Below are 21248 nucleotides of genomic sequence, written 5' to 3'. Positions count from 1 at the left end.
CTACCAGCTCACGGCCAGGCTGAGCGAGGCAGTGCGCCCGGCGCCAGTGAAGCGGTCCAGCACCGTGTTGCTGGCCAGCGTGCCGTTGGGCAGCGCGTTCCAGTCCACGTAACGGCGATCGGCCAGGTTAAACACGCCTGCGGTGAGCTTGGCGCCGGGCGCGAATTCCCAATGCCCCATCAGATCCAGCGTGGCGTAGCCGGCCGGCACGTAATAGCTGTCAAGCTGCGGGCGATGTTTGCGGGCCACAAAGGTACCGATCACTTCTGCGCCCCAGCGATCACTTTCGAAGGCCATGCCAAGCGTGCCGCGCAACGGGTCGACCGAATTGAGCGGCGTGCCGTCGGTGAGGTTGTCGCCTTCCGCATAGGCAACGGCACTGTTCAACGACCAGCCTTGCCAACCCGCCAGCATGCCCAGATCGATGCCCGCGCGCGCCTCTGCGCCCTTGATCACCACATCGTCCACGTTGCGCGACTGGAACAGCGCCAGCCCGTCGGCATTCACGCCAGCCGGCGCATACGATTCGATGAAGTTGCGGTAGTCGGTGTAGTACACGGCCAGCCCGAAATAGCCGACCGCATCGTTGAAACGCAGGCCCAGTTCGCCGCCGCGGCTGGTCTCCGATTTCAGATCCGGATTGGCGATGGCGGTGTAGCGCGCCTGCAGATTGGTGAAACCGATATTGACGTCGTTGTACGGCGGCGCGCGGAAGCCATGCGCGTAATTGGCATACGCCGACCAGGCGTCCGAAAACCGCCACACCGCACCGAACTTGGGAGACACCTGGGTCTCGTCGATGGTCTCGGCGGCAACGCCGGGATTGTCTTCGCGGAAGATGTCGTCCACCTGCGGCGACAGCCGGAAATAATCCACGCGCACGCCCGGCGCCAGCGACAGCTGGCCATCGAGCAGGCCGATCTCGTCCTGCGCATACAACCCGAGCTTGGTGGTTTCGCTCATCGGGAAGTCGCGCACCGGAAACACGTCCTGACCGACGCGGTTGCTCACCACGCCATTGGCCAGATTGACCGAATAGCCGTCGCGCTTGGCGCGCGTATCGGTCCAGGTGCCATCCAGCCCATAGGTGATTTCGTGGCTGAGGGTGCCGGTTTCGATGGACTTATGCGCGTTGACCAGCAGGCCGTAAACACGCTGATCGAAATTATGTTCGTTATGCCGGCGCGTGGTGTTGCCGCGCAGTTCGTTGGTGCGTTGCAGGCTCTCGCTGTCCTGGCGATACAGCTGCCACTGCAGATCGTCGGTCCACACGGAATCCAGCGCATCGACTTCATGCCGCAGCGAGACCCGCGCACGTGTCTGATGATCGCGTCCTTGCTGCGACAGGATGCGTAGCGACGCCGTCGGACTCCGCGTATCGACGCCGGTCAATGCATCGATGCTGCCGTAGTCTTCGTTGCCTTCGACCGTGAGTTTGAAGCGCTGTTGTGCGCTTGGGGCGTACACCAGTTTGGCGAGCACACTGCGCCCATCGATGCGCTGCGGATTGGCCGCAGTGCGGGTGAAATCGCGGCTGCGGTCATCGCCCTGGTTTTGCGCCTCCTGGCCCTGGCGATGACTCACCGCCACCAAGCCGCTCCAGCGTTCGCCACCGAACGCGCCGGTGGCACCGGCAAACAGGCCGTTCCAGTCGCCTTCGTAGCCGAACTTCAGGCCGGCGTAGCTGTGCTTGTCTGCGCTCAGATAGTCCGACGGATCCTTGGTGACGAAAGCGACCACGCCGCCCAATGCATCCGAGCCATACAACGAGCTGGCCGGCCCGCGTACCACTTCCACGCGCTTGAGCGTTTCCAGGTCAACGAAGTTACGGTTGGCGTTGAGATAGCTGCCGAAGCTGAAGGTGTCCGACACCGGCACGTTATCCACCAGCATCGCCACGCGGTTGCCATCCAGCCCGCGGATGCGGATGCCGTTGGCACCGGTGAAGCGGCCGCTGGTGCTGGTGACCGACACGCCCGGCGTGTAGCGGAACAGATCCTTGAGTTCGCGCACCAGTTGGTTGTCGAGCTGTTCGCGGTCGATCACATCCACCGTGCTGGGCACATCCACCAGCGCGCGCTGGGTGCGCGTGGCGGTGACCTGGAGCCGGTCGAAGTCGTGCACCTCACGCGCACCCTCCGCTCCGGCATCGCGTTCGGCAGCACGGGCACACAAGGAAATAGCGGGCAGCGCCAGCGACAGCGCGACCACCAGCGGATGCAGGCGGATCATCAGGAACCTTTACGCGTCCCCCGGCGGCGCGTGCGGCATAAGCCAAACGCGGCAGGGAAGATGGAGTTGAGTGGCGGGCGGCGGCGGCAGCGCCCGCTGCGATCTTGCGCACACGCGTTGAGCGAGTACGCAAAGATGGGATGCCATGGCAATCGAGCGTTGCGCGTGGAGCAGGATCGCGCCATCGGCACTGACGGCGCATGACGATCGTTGCGGCAGCGGCTGCGCACAGTGGCTGTGCGCAGCCCAGTGGCTGGAATTACTTGGTCAGGATCAGCTTGTCGTTGCTGGTGTGGCGCAGGCGATAGACGCGATCGCCGTGCTGGATCAGCACTTCACGCCGGCCCTTGAGCAGCGCTTGGCTGCTGATGAGCTCTTCGGCGGGCACGGCGCGCGGCGTGGCGCGGTCGCGCAGATTGACCGGTTCGGAGCGAAGCAGCACGGGGTGGGCGGTCATGATCTGGTTCTCCAGTCGGTTGGCCAGACAAATAATAACCATTCTCATTTAATGATCAAGAGCCATTCTCATTTGAAAGGCCGGATGTTTAAATCGCTCTCTAGTCTTCGATTGATCGCGCCAATCGAACGGACGTGTGTCGCTGCCCTCAGCTGCGGTGACTACTACAAGCATCCACCGCAGCACTCGATCGACCCAATGGCTCAGCGCGTGCTCGACTCCACCTGTGCCCACCCGGCGTCATCGACCTGATCCAGGGTGTCCAGGGCACCGAGGTTCTCTTCCAACTGTGTGACCCGGCTCGCGCCCAGGATCACGCTGGACACATGCCGGTTGCGTAGGCACCAGGCGATGGCCAACTGCGCCGGCGACTGGCCAAGCTCGGCCGCCACCGCGCAGAACGCGCGGGCGCGCTCCAGCCGGCGCGCTTCCGGCGCGCCCAGCACTTCGTCCTGCAACCATTGGTTGCCCGGCTGGCCCAGACGGCTGTCGGCCTCCACGCCCGCGTTGTACTTGCCGGTCAGCAGGCCCGAGGCCAGCGGCGACCAGATCGTGGTGCCCAGCCCGTTCTCGCACAGTGGCGCGTATTCGCGCTCCAGCCGCTCGCGATGCAGCAGGTTGTATTGCGGCTGTTCCATCGCCGGCGCATGCAGATGTTCGCGTTCGGCAATCGCGATGGCCTCGCGCAACTGCGCGGCGCTCCATTCGGATGTGCCCCAGTACAGCACCTTGCCCTGGCGGATCAGCGCATCCATGGCGCGTACGGTTTCCTGGATCGGGGTGTCCGGATCGGGCCGATGGCAGTAATAGAGGTCCAGGTACTCCACGCGCAGGCGCTTGAGCGCGGCATGGCAGGCATCGGTGACATGCTTGCGCGAGAGCCCGCGCTGGGTCGGCCGCGGGCTGTCGACCGCACCGAAAAACACCTTGCTCGACACGCAGAAGCCATCGCGCGGCAAACGCAGATCGGCGATCACATCGCCCATCACTTCCTCGGCGCGGCCGCGCGCGTAGACCTCGGCGTTATCGAAAAAATTGATGCCGTTGTCCCATGCGGCGGCAATCAGATTGCGCGCTTCGCTGCGCCCGATCTGTTTGCCGAAGGTGACCCAGGCCCCGAACGACAAGGCCGATAGCTGCAGCCCGGTGGAACCCAGACGTCGGTAAAGCATGGCGAACTCCCGCAACCTCCAGGGCACCTGCCCTGGACCGGCGTGCGCAGTGTAGGCCGTGGCGTCGGGCAGGCACAGCGCGCGGCGTGTGCAGCGCCGTGCATCGACCTGTTCCCGGCTCGACTGCGTGTTCGCAGCACCGCCTGCACTGCGCATGCATCGTGATCGGCGCTTTTGTCGGTGTTGGTCTGCCGTTGGTGGTTATCTGCACCGAATGCCTCGGCTTGCATGGGCGTTTCCACGCCTATCCACACGTGACAGACGCGAGACCTTGCTGCAGCGACTGCTTGCCGATCAACAGGCAAAATCGCCGGCGTGTGGCGTCGCAACCAGGGTGGGGCCATTGGTGGCATGCATGCGCCAACCAGCCGCATGGACGGATTGACGGCGTGCCCCGACACCGGATGCGGCACCGTGCCTGGAGACACCAGCGCATGACGCCGGCGGACATGCGTGCAACGGTCAGCAGCACTCGCGCACAAACGCCAACTGTCCCAGGCCATCTGTGCCAAAGACACCGCGCCTAATGAAGCGGATGCAGCAACGACAGCCGTAGCAGTCGCAGCAGTAGATCCAATCACGCGCTTCAGCCGCTCCAGGCTGCGCGGCAGTTTCCCGAACGCTGACGCATGACGGTGAACACCGCATCCGGGCGGGCGTCACGACCGCCACCAGCCGCGCCGCCACGCGATGAACACCGCCCACCTCGCCCATGCGAACTCCCGACTTTGCGCAAGCACGGTCCCACAGCGCGCCAGCGCGGGCCTGCCCGTGCCCGCCGCCTCTCGTCTGTGGGCCGACCGAGGCCATCTGAATGCCCCTCGCCTTGCCCCCTGTCACCCCCTGCTCTAGGCTTCCCGTTTTGCCGTCAGCAGCCCGGGGATTGGAATGGTCGAAGGTTTGGGAAGGATCGGTTTCGGCCTGTTCGGTCTGGCGGTGCTCATCGGCATCACCTGGCTGTTTTCGAGCAACCGCCGCGCGATCGACTGGAAGCTGGTCGCCACCGGTCTGGCCCTGCAGATCTCGTTCGCCGCACTGGTGTTGCTGGTGCCAGGCGGGCGCGACGTGTTCGACGCGCTGGGCAAGGGCTTCGTCAAGGTGCTGAGTTTCGTCAATGAAGGGTCCACCTTCATTTTCGGCAACCTGATGAACATCGACAGCTACGGCTTCATCTTTGCGTTCCAGGTGCTGCCCACCATCATCTTCTTCTCGGCGCTGATGGGCGTGCTTTACCACCTGGGCGTGATGCAGATGGTGGTGCGTGCGATGGCGTGGGCGATCACCAAGGTGATGCGCGTTTCCGGTGCGGAAACCACCAGCGTGTGCGCCAGCGTGTTCATCGGCCAGACCGAAGCGCCGCTGACGGTGCGCCCGTATATCCCCAAGATGACCCAGTCCGAGCTGCTGACGATGATGATCGGCGGCATGGCGCATATCGCCGGTGGCGTGCTGGCTGCATATGTCGGCATGCTCGGCGGCAGCGATCCGGCGCAACAGGCGTTCTATGCCAAGCACTTGCTGGCCGCCAGCATCATGGCCGCGCCCGCCACGCTGGTGGTCGCCAAGCTGCTGGTGCCGGAAACCGGCACCCCGCTGACCCGCGGCACCGTCAAGATGGAAGTGGAAAAAACCACCAGCAATGTCATCGATGCGGCCGCGGCCGGTGCCGGCGACGGCCTGCGCCTGGCGCTGAATATCGGCGCGATGCTGCTGGCCTTCATCGCGCTGATCGCGCTGATCAACGCACCGCTGACCTGGCTGGGCGAGGTCACCGGCGCCGCCGCGCTGCTGGGCCGCCCGACCAACCTGTCGACGATCTTCGGCTACGTGCTGGCGCCGATCGCCTGGGTGATCGGTACCCCGTGGGTGGATGCGACCACGGTCGGGTCGTTGATCGGCCAGAAGGTGGTGATCAACGAGTTCGTCGCTTACAGCGAGTTGTCGCGCATCGTCAAGGGCGAAGTGCCGGGCGTAGGCCTGAGCGCAGAAGGTCGCCTGATCGCCACCTACGCGCTGTGCGGCTTCGCCAATTTCAGCTCGATCGCGATCCAGATCGGCGGGATCGGCGGGCTGGCGCCGGAACGTCGTCACGATCTGGCCAAGTTCGGCCTGCGTGCGGTGCTCGGCGGTTCGATCGCCACCTTCATGACCGCTACCATTGCCGGTGTGCTGTCGCATTTCGGCTGAGGCGGTGCGGGTTCATCGGCGTGACGGTCTAATCACTGCACGCCGCGTTTCATCCAGTCTTTCAAGTCAGTCATTCAAGGCAAGGTATTTATGAGTTCGGTCGTCGTTGTCGGGTCCTTCAATGTCGATCACGTGTGGCGCTGCGATGCCTTGCCGGTGCCGGGCGCGACCATCGCCGGGCGCTACAGCACCGGCCCGGGCGGCAAGGGCTTCAATCAGGCGGTTGCGGCCGCACGCGCTGGCGCCAAAACGCATTTCTTGTGCGCGCTGGGCGACGACGCCGGTGGTGCGTTGGCACGCTCGCTGGCCGCGCAGGACGGCTTTTCGCTGATCGCCGAGCCCAGTAATGAACCGACCGGCACCGGCGGCATCTATGTCGACGGGCACGGCCGCAACACCATCGTGATCGGCGCTGGCGCCAACGCCGTGTTGAGCCCCGCCTTCATCGAGAACCAACGCCCGCTGGTGGCTGCGGCAAAGGTGTTGCTGGCGCAGCTAGAATCCCCAGCCGAGACGATCGAGTCCGCACTGGCGCTGGCGCACGAATGTGGCGTGCTGACCGTGCTCAATGCCGCGCCGGCCAATGCACCGACCTCGATTGGCCTGCTCAAGCTCTCGGATGTGCTGACGCCCAACGAAACCGAATTCGCCGCCCTGCTCGGTCGCCATGTCGGCGAGCGCATCAATGCCGACGACGTCGCCGCGCTGGACGGCAATACGTTGCATTCGTTGTGCCGCAAGCTGCTGCCAGGCGGTACCGTGGTGGTGACACTGGGCGCGGTGGGCGCCTTCATTTCGCACGCCGAAGAACAGCTGCGCGGCGATAGCCAGGCGCATTACCGCGTGGGCGCGGAAAGCGCGCAGACCATCGATACCACCGGCGCGGGCGATGCCTTCAACGGTGCGCTGGTTGCCTCGCTGGCGCAGGTGCCGGCTGCGAGCTTCGCAACCCACGTGCGCTTTGCCACCCGTTATGCGGCGCGCTCCACCGAGGTGGAAGGCGCGGCGGTGTCGATGCCGCGGCTGCGCGCGGACGACTGAGACCACGGTTCACTGCCATTGGCGTGCGCCACGCGCGCATGCCATCGACACCGCACCCACGCAGGCGCCCAGGTTTTTCCCAGGAATGCGCGTGCATGTCCCGCGCCCAACGACGATCGCGACAAGGTTGGCCGCGTCGCTGCGCATCGCGCCGAACGATGTGACGCTGCAACGAGCGCATGTCTGCTTTCGCCACGCTGCGCACGCTCTGCTGCCAACGTCACACCACCGACTGCGCCATCGCGACGCCACGTGACCCAGCGCTGTTTTGGGCGCTCGAAAAACGAAAGCGCATCGCATAAAGCGTGCTGATCGGCTGCACGCGCTAGCGCGCTATCTGCGCTTGCCTACTATCGCCGCACCACCGGGCGCACCACGACCATTGCCTGTTGTCATGCGAGGACGCTCCTGGCGGCGCGGCTTGCCGAGATGCGTCTGCATCGTCGACTGGCGCATTGCCGCCTCACGCAATGGCAGTGACGCGGTATGCCTGGCCCTGCCCCCCCCCAAGCTCAACGGAACTACCGATGATCCTGCGTCGATCGCGCGCGCCATTCCTGCTGCACTGCGTCTTACTTCCCTGCCTGCTCAGCTCCTGTGGCGGCGATGCCGCCGATGCCGGCACCGCTGCGACCCCATCGCCGGCGGCGACGGTCACCGTGAGCGCCCCGCGTACCATGGCGCCAACCGCTACGCAGGCGTCCACGGCAACGGCGAGCGCCAGTATCGACCCGGCATTCCGGCGCAGCCTCGCGCCCGATAAGCCGATGTTCGTGATCCATGCCGACACCTGGAACGCCGCCGATCCGCAGAAGATCATCGACCTGATTCCTGCAGACCTGCGCCCCTACACGGTTCTGCTGATCTCGCTCTCGATCAGTCACAAAGGCGCCACCAACAATCAGTGCAACTGGAACCAGGTGGCGAACGGGATCGAGACGGCACGCTCGTGGATCAAGACAGCCGCGGCCAACGGTGTCTGGGCGATGGTGCAACCGTCCAGCGGCGGCTTCAGCCACTTCCCCGACTATCCCAACGGCACCGATCTGGAATCGACGGTCTACGGTGAGTTCTTCCGCGACTACCCGAACTTCCTCGGTTTCAACTACGCCGAGCAGTTCTGGGGATTCGACGAAGCCTGCTCGGTCTCGGCAGCGCAGCGCTGGGAGCACTGGGCCAACCTGCTCAAGCTGACCAACAAGTACGGCGGCTATCTGGCGGTGAGCTTCACCGGCGGCTTCTGGGGCGCAAACATCAACCCGCTGGCAATGGTCAAGCGCAACGAGGCCTTGCGCACCGCCCTGGGCAGCTATGCCAAGAATTTCATCATCCAAGAAAAGTTCACGATGAACTACGGCTACCACGACACCGAAAGCGTCAGCCTGGGCATGTTTCTGTCGGGATTTGCGGGCCATTACGGCATCCGTCCTGACAGCAGCGGCTGGTACGCCGCCGATGGCAGCGCCTATCCTCTGGCCGCGGGCGCCCCGCATCTGATCGAGCACCTGACGCTGACCGGCGAAACCTATTTCGACGGCCCGGAACTGATCTGGACCGATACCGTTCAAAGCCTGCCAAACGGGACCACCGCCGACGGCTACAACACGCGGCGCTGGCAGTTCTTCCCGCAGTTCAAAAACATCCATATGGATGTCTACCGCAAGATTCTCGACGGCACCTTGCACATCCTCGATCGCCAGCAGGTGATCGACCGCACCAAGCTGGTAGTGGTCGACGACACCACCAGCGGCAACGATCAGAGTCTGTATGCATCGCCGGAAACGCTGTTCTCCGGCCTGTATCTGATGGACGACGACGGCACCTATCTCAACCAGCACAGCTGGTACAAGAAGACCGGGCGCTACCCCGCCATCCCGACCGTATGGCAGTTGAGCGATGACCTTGCAAAGTCCTTCCCCGTACAGGTCAAGCGCAGCGCGTACGCCACCCGCTGGCCCTCCATCGCCGCCAAGACCCAGGAACTGAATGCCTTGTTCCCGCAGGAATCCACCGGCGATCTCTATGTGGCACGTCAAGACAACACCTGGGTCACCTACAACCCCTACAAAACCAACAAGACCGCCAGCGGCGGGTTCAACCTCAAGTACAACAGTTGCGCCGCGCTCAACATGACCTACGGCCCCTACACGACGGGCGTGGTCAAGGAGTTCGCCGACGCGGTGTCGGTCTACCTGACCAATTTCGATTCGGAAACCGGCCCGCTCAAGACCGACACCATCACCATCCGCGGCGCCAGCGCCACGCCGACCTATACCTTTGCCGATCGCGGCGAGCACCAGGCCAGTACCGTCACCGCCACGCCCAGCGGCGATGGCCTGACCTTGAACGTCGCCCACAACGGGCCGCTGGACATCACCATCCAGTGCTCCGGCTCGGCCACCGGACGCGCTAGCGCCGCGGCGGTCACACCACTGCAGGCACCGGCCGCGCCACCCGCCTATACCGGCGTGCGGCAATACGAAGCGGAGAACTTCGACTTCCTGCGCATCGGCAGCCTTGTCGCCAATGGCGTCTCCGGCGCAGTGCACAACTACCAGGGGCTGGGCTATGTCGACTTCGGCGGCAACCCCGGCGCGCGTTTGCGGACCACCATCAACGTGCCGCAGGCGGGAAGCTATACGCTGGCCACGCGCTATTCCGCACCGGGCGCAAGCGTCGGTAGCGTAGACCTGTACGTCAATGGCCTGCGTGTCGGCACCCCGGCCTTCGCCCAGACCAGTTCGGCCAGCGACTGGGCCAGCAGTCCGCTGACGGCGACCTTGCGTGCCGGCAACAACATCGTCGAATACCGCGCCAGTGCAGGCACCCAGGCCAAGCTGTACCTGGATAATCTGGCCGTCTGGCAGTAGGCGATACCGCAGCGGCGGTGCCGGCCAAGCCGGCCCGCCTGCTGCCGGCCCGGCCGCCGCAGGGTTGGCAGCACGAAGGGCCGTCACCGCTGAAGTTACACTAGCGCCATGCAGATCGGCCCCTACTCCATCGCTCCCAAGGTGATCCTCGCGCCCATGGCGGGCGTTACCGACAAACCGTTCCGGCTGCTGTGCAAGCGGCTGGGCGCGGGCCTGGCGGTGTCGGAAATGACCATTTCCGACCCGCGCTTCTGGGGCACGCGCAAATCGCTGCACCGCATGGACCATGCCGGCGAGCCGGACCCGATCAGCGTGCAGATCGCCGGCACCGAGCCGCAGCAACTGGCCGAGGCGGCGCGCTACAACGTCGACCACGGTGCGCAGTTGATCGACATCAACATGGGCTGCCCGGCCAAGAAGGTCTGTAACGCGTGGGCCGGCTCGGCGCTGATGCGCGACGAAGACCTGGTGGCACGCATCCTGACCGCGGTGGTACAGGCAGTGAACGTGCCGGTGACGTTGAAGATCCGCACCGGTTGGGATTGCGACCACCGCAACGGCCCGACGATCGCGCGGATCGCGCAGGACTGCGGCATCGCCGCGCTCGCCGTACACGGGCGCACCCGCGACCAGCATTACACCGGCAGCGCCGAGTACGCGACGATTGCGCAGATCAAGGCCGCGCTGCAGATCCCGGTGGTTGCCAATGGCGATATCGACTCGCCGCAGAAAGCCGCTCAGGTGCTGCGCGAAACCGGCGCCGATGCCGTGATGATCGGCCGCGCCGCACAAGGCCGCCCGTGGATCTTCGGCGAAGTGGCACATTTTTTGTCCACCGGCGAGGTATTGCCGCCGCCGTCGTTGGCGTTCGTGCGCGATACCTTGCTCGGCCACCTGGAAGCGCTGCACGCGTTTTATGGCCAACCGCAGGGCGTGCGCATCGCACGCAAGCATCTGGGTTGGTATGCCAAGGACCACCCGCAAAGCGCCGACTTCCGGGCGGTGGTCAATCGCGCCGAAACGCCCGAAGCCCAGTTGGCCCTGACGCGTGATTACTTCGATGCCTTGATCGCCGGCGTGCCGCCCGCACTATCGGACGCTGCCTGAGTTTTCCTGCCTTGCTGGAGCCGCACGCATGAGCGCACCGAGCGACACCCCCACCTATCTGCACGGCTTTTCCGCCACCGAACAGGCGCGTCTGCTCAAACAGGCGCGCTTGCTGGAAACCACGCTGTTCAATCAGATCGACTACAGCGGCGCGCGGCGCCTGCTGGAAGTGGGCAGCGGCGTCGGCGCGCAGACTGAAATCCTGTTGCGCCGTTTTCCCGAGCTGCATGTCACCGGCGTGGACCTGAGCGAGGCGCAGCTGGGCGCGGCGCGGGCAAATCTCGAACGGCTGGCGTGGTGCCGCGCGCGCTACACACTGCAGCAGGCCGATGCGAGCGATTTGCCGTTCGAGGCGCGTCAGTTCGATGCGGCGTTTCTGTGCTGGGTGCTCGAGCACGTGCCCTCGCCTGCGCGCGTGCTCAACGAAGTGCGGCGCGTGCTGCTGCCCGGCTCGCCGGTGTACGTGACCGAGGTGATGAATGCTTCGTTCCTGCTGCATCCGTATTCGCCCAACCTGTGGCGCTACTGGATGGCATTCAACGATTTCCAGCACGACCAGGGCGGCGACCCGTTCGTCGGTGCCAAGCTGGGCAACCTGCTGCTGGCCGGGGGCTTTCGCGACGTGCACACGCAGATCAAGACGCTGCATCTGGACAACCGCGAACCGGGCCGGCGCAAGACCATGATCGGGTTCTGGGAAGAAGTGCTGCTCTCGGCGGCCGATCAATTGCTGCAGGCCGGCGCGGTCGAGGCCGCCACCGTGGATGGCATGCACCGTGAGCTGGCGCAGGTGCACAGCGACCCGGACGCCGTGTTCTTCTATTCGTTCGTGCAGGCGCGCGCCACGGTTTATTGAGTTGCCGATGCGGGCGCGACGACCGGAGCGCCGACAGCTTCCAGGTCGCCGGTCAGCACGGTGCTGCGGGGCTCGTGCCAGATGCGGTGCCACATCTGCCCCAGCACTGCACCGATCTGGTCGCGTGCCACCGGCGCACGATATGCCGCCTGCACCTGCCGCGGCACGATCGGCTGCCACGTCCCGTTGTCGCGATGGGCCACCACGAAGTTGAAGTTGTAGTCCGGCTCCAGGCCCATGCGCAGGTCGCTGAGCATCAGGTCATCGTCGACCAGGCGCGCGCGCATGAAGCCGCGATTGAACCAGGTCAGCCGACGCACCGAATCGAACCTGGCCACTTCGCCCAACGCCTGGGTGTTGCTGGAAAACCCACGGAAGTGCATCGGGCCGGTGTCGGCCACGAGAGAGCGCTCGCCGATGACATAGCCGTTGGGCGTCATCGCCACCACGCGCCACAGCAAGGTGTTGAGCGGCATCGGCACCGAGAACCGCGGCGCATCGGCCAGGCCCATCGCTGCCAGCGCACGATCGGCCTGGCGGTCGACCAGTTGCTTGGCAATCAACGACCAGCCCAGATACGCGGTGCTGGCCACCAACCCGATCACCAGCACGTGTTGCGCAAACGGGCGCGCGCGCGCAAACCAGGCCACCACGCAGGCGAGCAACAGCCACACCGTGTATGCCGGGTCGATGATGAACACGCTCGACCACATCGTCGGATGCGGCTGCAACGGCCACCACAGCTGGGTGCCGTAGACGGTGAACGCATCCAGCAGCGGATGCGTGATCAAGGCCAGCTGGATCGCCCAGAACCAGCGCGTGGGTGCGCTGGCCACGCGTCCATTGCCGTAGCGGCGGAACAGCCACCAGATCAACCAACCCACCAGCGGCAGCACGAACAACGAATGGCTGACGCTGCGGTGCACGGTCATCAGGGTGACCGGGTCGTGGGTGAGCGGCAGCAATGCCAGCGAGTCGAGGTCGGGCAAGGTGCCCAGTGCCGCGCCTGCCAACAAGGCGGCACGCCGCTGTCCGGGCGGCGCGATGGCGGCAGCGATGGCGCCGCCGAGAACGATCTGGGTCAATGAATCCATCGGCCGATGCTAGCAGGCCGGACCTGCACGGATCGGGATGTTTGAGGCGGGGTGCGGCCGGCCGGCACCGCTGCGTCACCGGGCAGTTAATCGTCACGAGCAACGCACAGGCCCGCGCGCCCGGGCGGCGGACCGACGTCGGCTTAACCCCAAACCGATCCATTCAGGCGCACAATGCAACCGACACACGGGGCGTGTATCATCCGCACCCATCTTTTCATCCGAATCAAGGGATATAAGCCTGATGTCCAGCTACCTGTTCACCTCCGAATCGGTCTCCGAAGGCCATCCGGACAAGATCGCCGACCAGATCTCCGACGCAGTGCTGGACGCCATCCTGGCCCAGGACAAGCGCGCCCGCGTGGCTTGCGAGACGATGGTCAAGACCGGCGTTGCGATCGTGGCCGGCGAAGTGACCACCAGTGCCTGGATCGATCTGGAAGCGCTGACCCGCAAGGTCATCCTGGACATCGGCTACAACAGCTCCGACGTCGGCTTCGACGGCGAGACCTGTGGCGTGCTCAACCTGATCGGCAAGCAGTCGCCGGACATCAACCAGGGCGTGGATCGCAAGAATCCCGAGCAGCAGGGTGCGGGCGACCAGGGCCTGATGTTCGGCTATGCCACCAACGAAACCGACAGCTTTATGCCGGCGGCGATCCACCTCTCGCACCGCCTGGTCGAGCAGCAGGCCAAGATCCGCAAGAAGAAGAACTCGGCGCTGTCGTGGCTGCGTCCAGACGCCAAGTCGCAGGTCACCCTTCGCTATGAAGATGGCGTGGCGACGGCGATCGATGCAGTGGTGCTGTCGACCCAGCACGACCCGGGCGTGAAGCAGAAGGACCTGATCGAAGCGGTGCGCGAGGAAATCCTCAAGCCGGTGCTGCCGGCCAAGTGGCTGCACAAGGGCACCAAGTTCCACATCAACCCGACCGGCAAGTTCGTGATCGGCGGCCCGGTGGGCGATTGCGGCCTGACCGGCCGCAAGATCATCGTCGACACCTACGGCGGCTGGGCGCGTCACGGTGGCGGTGCGTTCTCCGGCAAGGATCCGTCCAAGGTGGACCGTTCGGCTGCCTATGCCGCGCGTTATGTTGCCAAGAACGTGGTGGCCGCCGGTCTGGCCGACCGTTGCGAAGTGCAGGTCTCCTACGCCATCGGCGTGGCCGAGCCGACCTCGATTTCGGTCACCACCTTCGGCACCGGCAAGATCGCCGACGAGCAGATCGAAAAGCTGATCCGCAAGCATTTCGACCTGCGTCCGTTCGGCATCATCCAGATGCTCGACCTGATCCACCCGATGTATCAGCAGACCGCGTCTTACGGCCACTTCGGCCGCAAGCCGAAGGACTTCACCTACACCGACGGCACCGGCGCGCAGCACAGCGCGACCTCGTTCTCGTGGGAAAAGACCGACCGCGCCGACGCACTGCGTGCCGCCGCCAAGCTGAAATAATCGCCCCGCTCCTGCGAAAGCTAGGTAGACGCATAACGACTGGGCCGCTGATGCGGCCCAGTTGCGGTTTTGGGGTCGTCGGTGGGTTGCCCACGCCAGGAAGTGGCAGGTTGCGAAGGCTTCGGCTAACGGCGGTCCCGCACGCGTACGGGCGTGACGAAATAGAGTCTCTTTCCCCGCGTGAGAGAGATTGGGGTGAGGGTAAGGGGCGAAGCCACTCACCTGCCGGATAGCACGTGGCTGCGCACGTGCCCTCATCCGCCCCTACGGGGCACCTTCTCCCGCCTTGCGGGAGAAGGGACAACGACGCCAACCGCCGCTCAAGCCCCTCTCCCCGCGGGAGAGGGGTTGGGGTGAGGGTACGGGGCGAAGCCACTCACCTGCCGGATAGCACGTGGCTGCGTACGCGCCCTCATCCGCCCCTACGGGGCACCTTCTCCCGCCTTGCGGGAGAAGGGACAACGACGCCGCCGCCGCTCAAGCCCCTCTCCCCGCGGGAGAGGGGTTGGGGTGAGGGTACGGGGCGAAGCCACATGCCATGTGGACCACCGCAGAACAGCGGTCGCGAACCTGTTGCTACCGATCGAGCTGTAACTGCTGTTCGAGCGCCATCGCAAAATCCGCCAATGGGCAGGCCATGCGTTGCTCCGGAGCGCACAAGCCCAGCGACAGTTCCTGCTGCAGCGGCGGATGGGCCAGATCCAGCGGTACCAGCGTGCGCAGTTGATCCAGCGATTGCGCCAGGTAACGGGCGCGCACGAGCTGGCGGCCGTCGCTCTCGCGCCAAAGGCCGAGCAGCAACGCGCCGCCCGGCGGTGGATCGTCGGCGCCGTAGCCGGGCAGATGAAAGTGCACGCCCAGCAAACTGCTCAACGCGGCGATATGCGTGTCACTGCCGACGAACACCGAGACCTTCGGCGCCTGCGCGTCACCGAAGCGTTGCAAGACCTCGCGCGCCAGCGGTGCGCCAGAACGCGAGGCCATGTAGTGCGGCCGTGCGTAAATATCGAACAGCAATGCATGCAGGCGTGAGACCTGGGCCAGGCGCTCGGGCGTCGCACGGCCCCAACCGACCTGCGACAGCGGCAGGCCTTCTGCGTATTGCAGCAGCAACACCTCGCCGGTGCCGGAGGTCAGGTCAATTGGCCCACCTAACTTGAGCCCGCGCCCGTTGGCCGACGGCGCCAGCGTCGAAGGCATCTGCGCGAACTCGCACGGCGTCCGCGTGCAGCCCAGAATCTGCTGCAATGCCTGCAGCTCGGCAGCATGGCCTTGCAGCAAGGCGGCAGGGCCTCCGGTCTGTTGCTGGATCGATGCGACCGCTGCCGCCGCATCGAACGGCACCGTGCCGGCCTCGATCGGTCGAAACAGCGGATCGTTGCTGCCAGCCTCCCGATGCCCGGCAAGAATGCCGCAGCCGGGTGCAAGCGCGTCGGCCAGCAGTGCGCCGCTATCGATGGTGCGTTGATCGGTATTGGCCCACACCGACACACTGCCGGTTACCGGGCAACCGTTGCTCGGCAACAACGCCTGCTGCACCAGCCACTGACGCAGGTACTCGCCACTCAAGCGCACGCCTTGGCGACCATGCGGAGTGAGCAGGCTGGCGGGCGTGGACCATTGCGGCCAGGGTTGGTCGGCATAGTGCGCGGCGGCGGCCTCGCCTTGCAGCGGTGCGCGCACGCCATGCCGGAACACCACCACCACGCGCTCCAGTTGCGCGGCCTGCGTCGATGCCGGCGCTCCGGTGCCCACCTGTTTGCCGGCGATACCTGTCGCTCGATCGCCACCGTGCGCTGTGGAGGCGCGCGCGGTGGCCACGCTCGGGATCGACGTGGTGCAGCCGCCCAACGCCAACGCAGCCGCCAGTACCAGGCACAGCACGCTGCCGGTTGCCGCTGGCGCGCCACGGGGCGTATCAGGCCTCGGTGCAATACCGACGCACTGCCTGCGCCTGGCCTGCCGCGCAGGTGCCGCGATCCCCATCGCGGCACCTGCGCTCGCGACAACGCGGGCGGCCCATCGCGGCTCCCCACCGCTGGCCGACGGCGCGCGTTGCAATGCCCACTGCTCCGTTCCACCGCAGGCGCGTGCACGGCCTGCGCTATGCATCGCGTCCGTCATGACATCTGCATCCTGCTGCGCACCTGGAAGGTCGTCGGATGCGAATCGTGCGCGATCAGAACACATACTTGGCGGTCAACAGGCTGGTCATACCGGAATCGACGATGTCGGAAATCGCATCGGTGTCATGGCCAACGTGCGCCCAGTAGCTGTGCTGTTTGGTGAGGTTGGCCACCGACAGATCCACGCGCAGGTGATCGTTCGGTGCATAGCCCAAATGCAGGTCCACGCGAGTGATCGGCTTGATCCACAGGTTGTCCCAGTTTGCGCCCTGGTTGAGATAGTCGTACACCGACACGTATTCGCCGGAGTAGTGATAGCTCAGGTTGACCGACCACGGCCCCTTTTCGTAGAACAGCTCCGCATTGGCGAGCAGGTTCGGCGCGTTCTGGATACGTTCGTGTGCGAAGCCTTCTTCTCCCAGGTCCACGCGCGTGGTCTGGCGGGTGATGTTGGCACCGATGCCGAAGCCGTCCAGCGGAGCGGGCAGGCCCTGGAAGGTTTGCCGCACGGCCGCTTCCATGCCCAGCACGCGACCGTCGCCACCGTTTTGAGGACGCACGAAGCGGATATTGCCGCTTTCGCTTTCGCCGGCATTGGCGGCGTTCGAACCGCTTTCATAGATGTAATCGGTGAGGCGCTTGTAATAGCCGGCCAGCATGGCGTGGCCGCCGCTGTCGTTCTGCCATTCGCCCGACAGGTCTACGTTGAGCGACTTGATCGGTTTCAGATCCGGGTTGCCTTCGGTGATGGTGGTCTGGCCATCGCTGGAGATGTCGGTGGAGCGGCCGCCGCCCAGCTGCACGAAGGCCGGGCGCGTGTAGCTGGTCCACACCGAGCCGCGATACACCGCGCCATCGCCATCGGGCCGGTAATTGACGAACACGCTGGGCAAGGCGACGTTGTAGCGCGTTTGGTTGTTGGCGAATGCGCCGACCTGCTCGGCACCGTTGATGGCGGCCGGCTGCGCCCAGAACGTGTTGGTGATGGCGGTATGTTCGAAGCGCACGCCCGGCAGGATTTCCCAGTTGCCGGTGCGCAAGGTGGCCATTGCATAGGCAGCGCTCACCGCTTCGGTTGCGCGCATGGTGTTGCAGTTGAGATTGTTGATGGCCAACTGGCCGCAACTGTCGAAACTGGCAGGGGTGAGCGTGCGTGCGATCAGGTCGTTGAGCGCTGCATTGCTCAGGCGCACGGTGGGAAACGCGTATTGGCCTGGATAGACCGCATCATAGCGCTGCGCGATCAGGCCGGTATCGCGCAACAAGGTGCCGTCGGTGTACTTGGCATTGGTCCAATCGCGATCGGTGAAGCTGCGCGAGCTGTCGACATACTTCACGCCAAAGGCAATGCGGCTGAGCAGCCCCGCATCGAAGTCATAGGCCACGTCGAACTTGCCGCCGCCCTTGTCCTGGCCGCTGTATTGCTTGGAAATCTGCCCGGTGCGCCGTGCATACAGGCTACCCACGTCCGAGGCCTGCGCCTGCATGGCCGGGGTGAGCAAGGGAACCGGGAAACCGTCGCCGTCGTAGCTGATGAAACGGTTGGCGCCATAGGCAAAGTTGGTCGAACTGTACTGGTCGTTGCGCGCGGAGATTTCCACGTGATCCGGCCGGTCGTTATTGCCGGTGCCGTAGAAGATGTTGGGCGCGAACGTCCAATGGCCGAGCTGCTTTTCTGCGCCGAACTGCACGGTGGCAAGGTCGGCCTCTTCCGGGTTGGTTTCGTACCAGTAACGCACTGCAACGCGGTTGATCTGCGGCTGATACACGCCGCTGCTGCCGATTTGCGTGAAGCTGACATTGGCCGGCACGAACTGCGTGTAGCCGGTGTTCTGCTCGGTCTTGGCAAAGGCGTAGGTCATGCGTGCATACAGATGCAAACTGGGATCCACACGCCAGTCGAAGGCCGCGTTGCCGCCGTAGCGTCGGGTCTGCCCCTGCGAGTAGCCGATATTGATGCCGGTGCTCTGCAGGACCTCTTGCGGGTCGGCGCCTGCGGCCAGATTGCCGCTGGCGTCGGCACGTGCAAATTTCCATGCGCCATCGTTGCGTGCAGCCGAGGCAGAGGCCACTTCGCTGTTCACGAAATGGCGCTCGTCGTAATACGCACTGACCGACACACCGAACTGCCCGGCACCGCCGAAACGCGCATGCCAGTCGCCGGCTGCGCCGCTGCCCAGCCCGGAATCGCCGTAGTCGCGTGCACGGCTTTCCAGGCGTCCACTCAAGGTCACGCTGCCGCCCTGGCGATCGGGCGAATCGAATGCGCTGGGCGTGCGGTAATCGATGGTGCCGCCGATCGCATCGCCGTCCATGTCGGCGGTGGAGGTCTTGTTCAACACGATGGTCTGCAGGCCCGACGGCGGCAGCAGGCTCAATTGCACGCCGCGGCTGTACGGCATGCCTTGCGCGACGTTGATGCCGTTGATCAGGTTGACGTTGTATTCGGCATTGAGGCCGCGCACCGATGAAAACATGCCTTCGCCGCGCGCGGCGCCGTCGATGCCGCCGAAATACGACTGCCCGGTATTGATCACGTTGACGCCCGGCATCAGGCCCAGCGCTTCGGCGACGTTGTGCACGGCAGTGGTCTTGAGATCGTCGGCCGACAACACGTTGACGGTATTGGTGGCGGCCATCTGCATGTCGGTCGCGTTATAGCGCGTGGCAGCGATAGTGACCTTGTCCAGCGTGGCCATATCGCCCTGTGCGGGCGTGGTGGCCTGCGTCTCCTGGGCCGCGGCATGGCCGCACAGGGCGCACAACGACAAACACAGCGCCTGCGACAACCGCGAAGGACGCAACAGCGAGCAACGAACGATCATGATCCAATCCGATGAATGCAGCAGCGCGCCAAGGCTGCGCCGCCGCGAATGTGGGGAAGCGAGGCAGCCCGCGCAGGCGGAACTGCATCACACCTGCAAGCAGGCGCCGCGCATGGTGGTGATGCGGTATGTCAGTTTGGTGACCGTGGTTGCGAACATGACAAATGCGCGCAACGCATGCGCAAGTCGGCACAGTCATTGCCGTATGGAGGCAAACATTGTCGACGCTGTGCGCTGCCTGCCTGGCGCATGCATCCACCGACAGCAGGGCATGCGCGCCGGCGAGGCGATGCATGGACCCTGGATGCACGGGGCCAGGTGGTGGCGCAGACACACACCTCAATCATCTGACGGTTGCGCACGCGCCAACGGCAGGTGTTGCCGACTGCCTTCGGCCGCCCGCCAGCCTGCGATCGACGCGCATTGCGGTGGCATGCGAGGCAGTCCGCACCAGCGCGCGGTCAAGCGCTCCCCCCGCCCGTCACGCTGCGTCAGGTACGCAGGAAGATCTCCACCCGTCGATTGAGCTGCCGCCCGCCCGGATTGTCCTGGCCGTTGAGAGTATTGGGCGCCACCGGCTGCGATTCGCCATAGCCCTTTGCATTGGCCGACTGCGCGGCACCACGGGCGCGCAAGGCCGCCAGCACGGCATTGGCGCGTCGCTCGGACAGCGCCTGGTTGTAATCGTCGCTGCCCTTGGCATCGGTGTGCCCGCGCACCTGCATGTCTTTTGCCGTGACCTTGGTCAGTGCGGCGCCCAGGGTGTCGAGCACGCGCGCCGCGTCGGGGCGGATGTCGGACTTATCGAAGTCGAACAGGATGCGGTCGTTCAAGGTGATCAGGTAACCGCAGGGTGCGCCGGGCGGTGCGAACTTTTGCAGCGGCGGGAAGCGGCCTGCTGGCGGCACTTTCGGTAGTGGCGGCATGCGCACTTCGCGCGGCGGCGTACCGACCGTGCCGGTGCCGTCGCCGTGGTTCTGCACCAGGCCATCGGGACCGTTCCAGGTGCCCGAGCCATCGGCGTTGATGGTGACCAGCCCGCGTGGCCCGTTCCAGGTGCCGCTGCCATCGCCGCGATTGTCGACAAGCCCGCTTTTTTCGCTGTTCCAGGTTCCGGCGCCCTTGCCGTCCAGACTGATCAAGCCGGCCGGGCCGTTGTAGGTGCCGCCACCATCGGACTGCACATCGATGAGCGCCCCACCGGACCCGCCTTCGCCGATCGCATTGATGGTACCGCTGCCGTCGGCATTGACGTTGACCAGCCCGCCCTCGAAGTTGGCGGTGCCACTGCCGTCGGCCTTGAGATCGAACAGACCGCCCTCGCCATTGCGCAACAGGTTGCCGTTGGCGTCGACGCTGGTGATGCCGGCATCGGTGATCAGGGTACCGCCATCGCCGCAGCGTGCCGGGGCGACGCTGACGCCTTCGATCGGGTCGAGAATGTCCTGCAGCGATGCTTCCAGTGCACGTTGCGCGGGAGTGACGCCGACGATCTCCGGCACCACGATGGTGGGGATGGCCGGAAATTCCGGTGCGGCCTGGTCGACGGCCGCTGCAGCGTTGGAGGTGCCTGCAGGCTGCATCGGCGCAGCGCCCGTGGCACTGGCAGCAGTGGTTGCATCCTTTGGAGCTTCGCCACGCCCGCATCCGACCAACAACACCGGTACCCACAACATCGCCGACACCTTGCGCATCGCCTCTTCCCTGTTCGAGCCTGTACGAGACCCGCCTGATAGCACGGTCGCGGTCAACATGGCGCTAAGACCGGCGGCTTTCACGCTGCATGCCGGTGCCGCCAGTGGAGCACGCGAAACGGCAGCCGCCC

Annotated in this window: 13 protein-coding genes and 1 pseudogene; 7 read left to right on the top strand and 7 right to left on the bottom strand. The window is 65.1% G+C overall.

Annotation, left to right across the window (positions count from 1 at the left end; all coding sequences use genetic code 11):
- The 3 genes from ACCQ16_RS04155 to ACCQ16_RS04145 all read right to left on the bottom strand — a co-directional run bounded on the left by ACCQ16_RS04155 (position 1) and on the right by ACCQ16_RS04145 (position 3861).
- On the bottom strand, positions 1-2232 hold the full coding sequence (locus tag ACCQ16_RS04155; protein ID WP_277573157.1) for a TonB-dependent hemoglobin/transferrin/lactoferrin family receptor: 2232 nt from the start codon (positions 2230-2232) through the stop codon (positions 1-3).
- Positions 2233-2491: 259 nt separating this feature from the next.
- Positions 2492-2731 (bottom strand): hemin uptake protein HemP, encoded by a 240-nt coding sequence (hemP, locus tag ACCQ16_RS04150; RefSeq protein ID WP_014089421.1) that lies wholly within the window; start codon positions 2729-2731, stop codon positions 2492-2494.
- Between the two features lie 161 nt (positions 2732-2892).
- Positions 2893-3861, bottom strand: a complete 969-nt coding sequence (locus tag ACCQ16_RS04145; protein WP_014089419.1) for a potassium channel beta subunit family protein — start codon at positions 3859-3861, stop codon at positions 2893-2895.
- Between the two features lie 888 nt (positions 3862-4749).
- On the opposite strand from ACCQ16_RS04145, the gene ACCQ16_RS04140 reads away from it, so the two are divergent.
- The 5 genes from ACCQ16_RS04140 to ACCQ16_RS04120 all read left to right on the top strand — a co-directional run bounded on the left by ACCQ16_RS04140 (position 4750) and on the right by ACCQ16_RS04120 (position 11922).
- Positions 4750-6048 carry a NupC/NupG family nucleoside CNT transporter gene (locus tag ACCQ16_RS04140; protein WP_008573564.1) on the top strand — a complete coding sequence of 433 codons (1299 nt, stop codon included), beginning with the start codon at positions 4750-4752 and terminating at the stop codon, positions 6046-6048.
- Positions 6049-6138: 90 nt separating this feature from the next.
- Positions 6139-7089, top strand: a complete 951-nt coding sequence (locus tag ACCQ16_RS04135; protein ID WP_008573562.1) for a ribokinase — start codon at positions 6139-6141, stop codon at positions 7087-7089.
- A 527-nt stretch (positions 7090-7616) separates the two neighbouring features.
- Positions 7617-9959: a glycoside hydrolase family 98 domain-containing protein gene (locus ACCQ16_RS04130; RefSeq protein WP_277573156.1), complete on the top strand. Its 2343-nt coding sequence runs from the start codon at positions 7617-7619 to the stop codon at positions 9957-9959.
- 108 nt (positions 9960-10067) lie between these two features.
- Complete coding sequence (gene dusB, locus ACCQ16_RS04125) at positions 10068-11066, top strand: tRNA dihydrouridine synthase DusB (protein ID WP_008573556.1); 999 nt, start codon at positions 10068-10070, stop codon at positions 11064-11066.
- A 28-nt stretch (positions 11067-11094) separates the two neighbouring features.
- The gene (locus ACCQ16_RS04120; protein WP_065628434.1) at positions 11095-11922 is read left to right on the top strand and encodes a class I SAM-dependent methyltransferase; all 828 of its coding nucleotides are present in this window, start codon (positions 11095-11097) and stop codon (positions 11920-11922) included.
- Here ACCQ16_RS04120 and ACCQ16_RS04115 read toward each other — a convergent pair.
- Entirely contained in the window at positions 11916-13016 is a 1101-nt protein-coding gene (locus ACCQ16_RS04115) for a metal-dependent hydrolase (protein WP_277573155.1), read from the bottom strand. The genes ACCQ16_RS04120 and ACCQ16_RS04115 overlap by 7 nt on opposite strands.
- 244 nt (positions 13017-13260) lie before the next feature.
- Between ACCQ16_RS04115 and metK the strand changes: the two genes are divergently transcribed.
- Positions 13261-14472 (top strand): methionine adenosyltransferase, encoded by a 1212-nt coding sequence (gene metK, locus ACCQ16_RS04110; RefSeq protein WP_005910819.1) that lies wholly within the window; start codon positions 13261-13263, stop codon positions 14470-14472.
- A gap of 576 nt (positions 14473-15048) precedes the next feature.
- Here metK and ACCQ16_RS04105 read toward each other — a convergent pair.
- Both ACCQ16_RS04105 and ACCQ16_RS04100 read right to left on the bottom strand, forming a co-directional pair.
- Positions 15049-16662, bottom strand: a complete 1614-nt coding sequence (locus ACCQ16_RS04105) for a histidine-type phosphatase (RefSeq protein ID WP_277573154.1) — start codon at positions 16660-16662, stop codon at positions 15049-15051.
- A complete protein-coding gene (locus tag ACCQ16_RS04100) occupies positions 16652-19423 on the bottom strand; it encodes a TonB-dependent receptor (protein ID WP_372380212.1) in 2772 nt (923 codons plus the stop codon). The genes ACCQ16_RS04105 and ACCQ16_RS04100 overlap by 11 nt, the downstream gene beginning before the upstream one ends.
- Here ACCQ16_RS04100 and ACCQ16_RS04095 point away from each other — a divergent pair.
- A pseudogene (locus ACCQ16_RS04095) lies at positions 19422-19774 on the top strand (hypothetical protein). The gene ACCQ16_RS04100 and the pseudogene ACCQ16_RS04095 overlap by 2 nt on opposite strands.
- A 140-nt stretch (positions 19775-19914) precedes the next feature.
- On the opposite strand, the gene ACCQ16_RS04090 reads toward ACCQ16_RS04095, so the two are convergent.
- A complete protein-coding gene (locus ACCQ16_RS04090) occupies positions 19915-21117 on the bottom strand; it encodes an OmpA family protein (protein ID WP_463671700.1) in 1203 nt (400 codons plus the stop codon).
- Between the last annotated feature and the right edge of the window lie 131 nt (positions 21118-21248).

This window comes from Xanthomonas sp. NCPPB 1062 (assembly GCF_041481705.2).
Taxonomy (GTDB): domain Bacteria; phylum Pseudomonadota; class Gammaproteobacteria; order Xanthomonadales; family Xanthomonadaceae; genus Xanthomonas; species Xanthomonas euvesicatoria.
Note: the sequence above shows the minus strand (reverse complement) of the source record. Positions and strands in the feature narration are given on the sequence as shown.

Coding starts and splice junctions, on each gene's coding strand:
- ACCQ16_RS04135 (WP_008573562.1), top strand. CDS start 6,139: ATGAGTTCGGTCGTCGTTGTCGGGTCCTTCAATGTCGATCACGTGTGG.
- ACCQ16_RS04140 (WP_008573564.1), top strand. CDS start 4,750: ATGGTCGAAGGTTTGGGAAGGATCGGTTTCGGCCTGTTCGGTCTGGCG.
- ACCQ16_RS04115 (WP_277573155.1), bottom strand. CDS start 13,016: ATGGATTCATTGACCCAGATCGTTCTCGGCGGCGCCATCGCTGCCGCC.
- ACCQ16_RS04145 (WP_014089419.1), bottom strand. CDS start 3,861: ATGCTTTACCGACGTCTGGGTTCCACCGGGCTGCAGCTATCGGCCTTG.
- ACCQ16_RS04155 (WP_277573157.1), bottom strand. CDS start 2,232: ATGATCCGCCTGCATCCGCTGGTGGTCGCGCTGTCGCTGGCGCTGCCC.
- hemP (WP_014089421.1), bottom strand. CDS start 2,731: ATGGTTATTATTTGTCTGGCCAACCGACTGGAGAACCAGATCATGACC.
- ACCQ16_RS04130 (WP_277573156.1), top strand. CDS start 7,617: ATGATCCTGCGTCGATCGCGCGCGCCATTCCTGCTGCACTGCGTCTTA.
- ACCQ16_RS04105 (WP_277573154.1), bottom strand. CDS start 16,662: ATGTGTTCTGATCGCGCACGATTCGCATCCGACGACCTTCCAGGTGCG.
- ACCQ16_RS04120 (WP_065628434.1), top strand. CDS start 11,095: ATGAGCGCACCGAGCGACACCCCCACCTATCTGCACGGCTTTTCCGCC.
- ACCQ16_RS04100 (WP_372380212.1), bottom strand. CDS start 19,423: ATGATCGTTCGTTGCTCGCTGTTGCGTCCTTCGCGGTTGTCGCAGGCG.
- ACCQ16_RS04090 (WP_463671700.1), bottom strand. CDS start 21,117: ATGCGCAAGGTGTCGGCGATGTTGTGGGTACCGGTGTTGTTGGTCGGA.
- metK (WP_005910819.1), top strand. CDS start 13,261: ATGTCCAGCTACCTGTTCACCTCCGAATCGGTCTCCGAAGGCCATCCG.
- dusB (WP_008573556.1), top strand. CDS start 10,068: ATGCAGATCGGCCCCTACTCCATCGCTCCCAAGGTGATCCTCGCGCCC.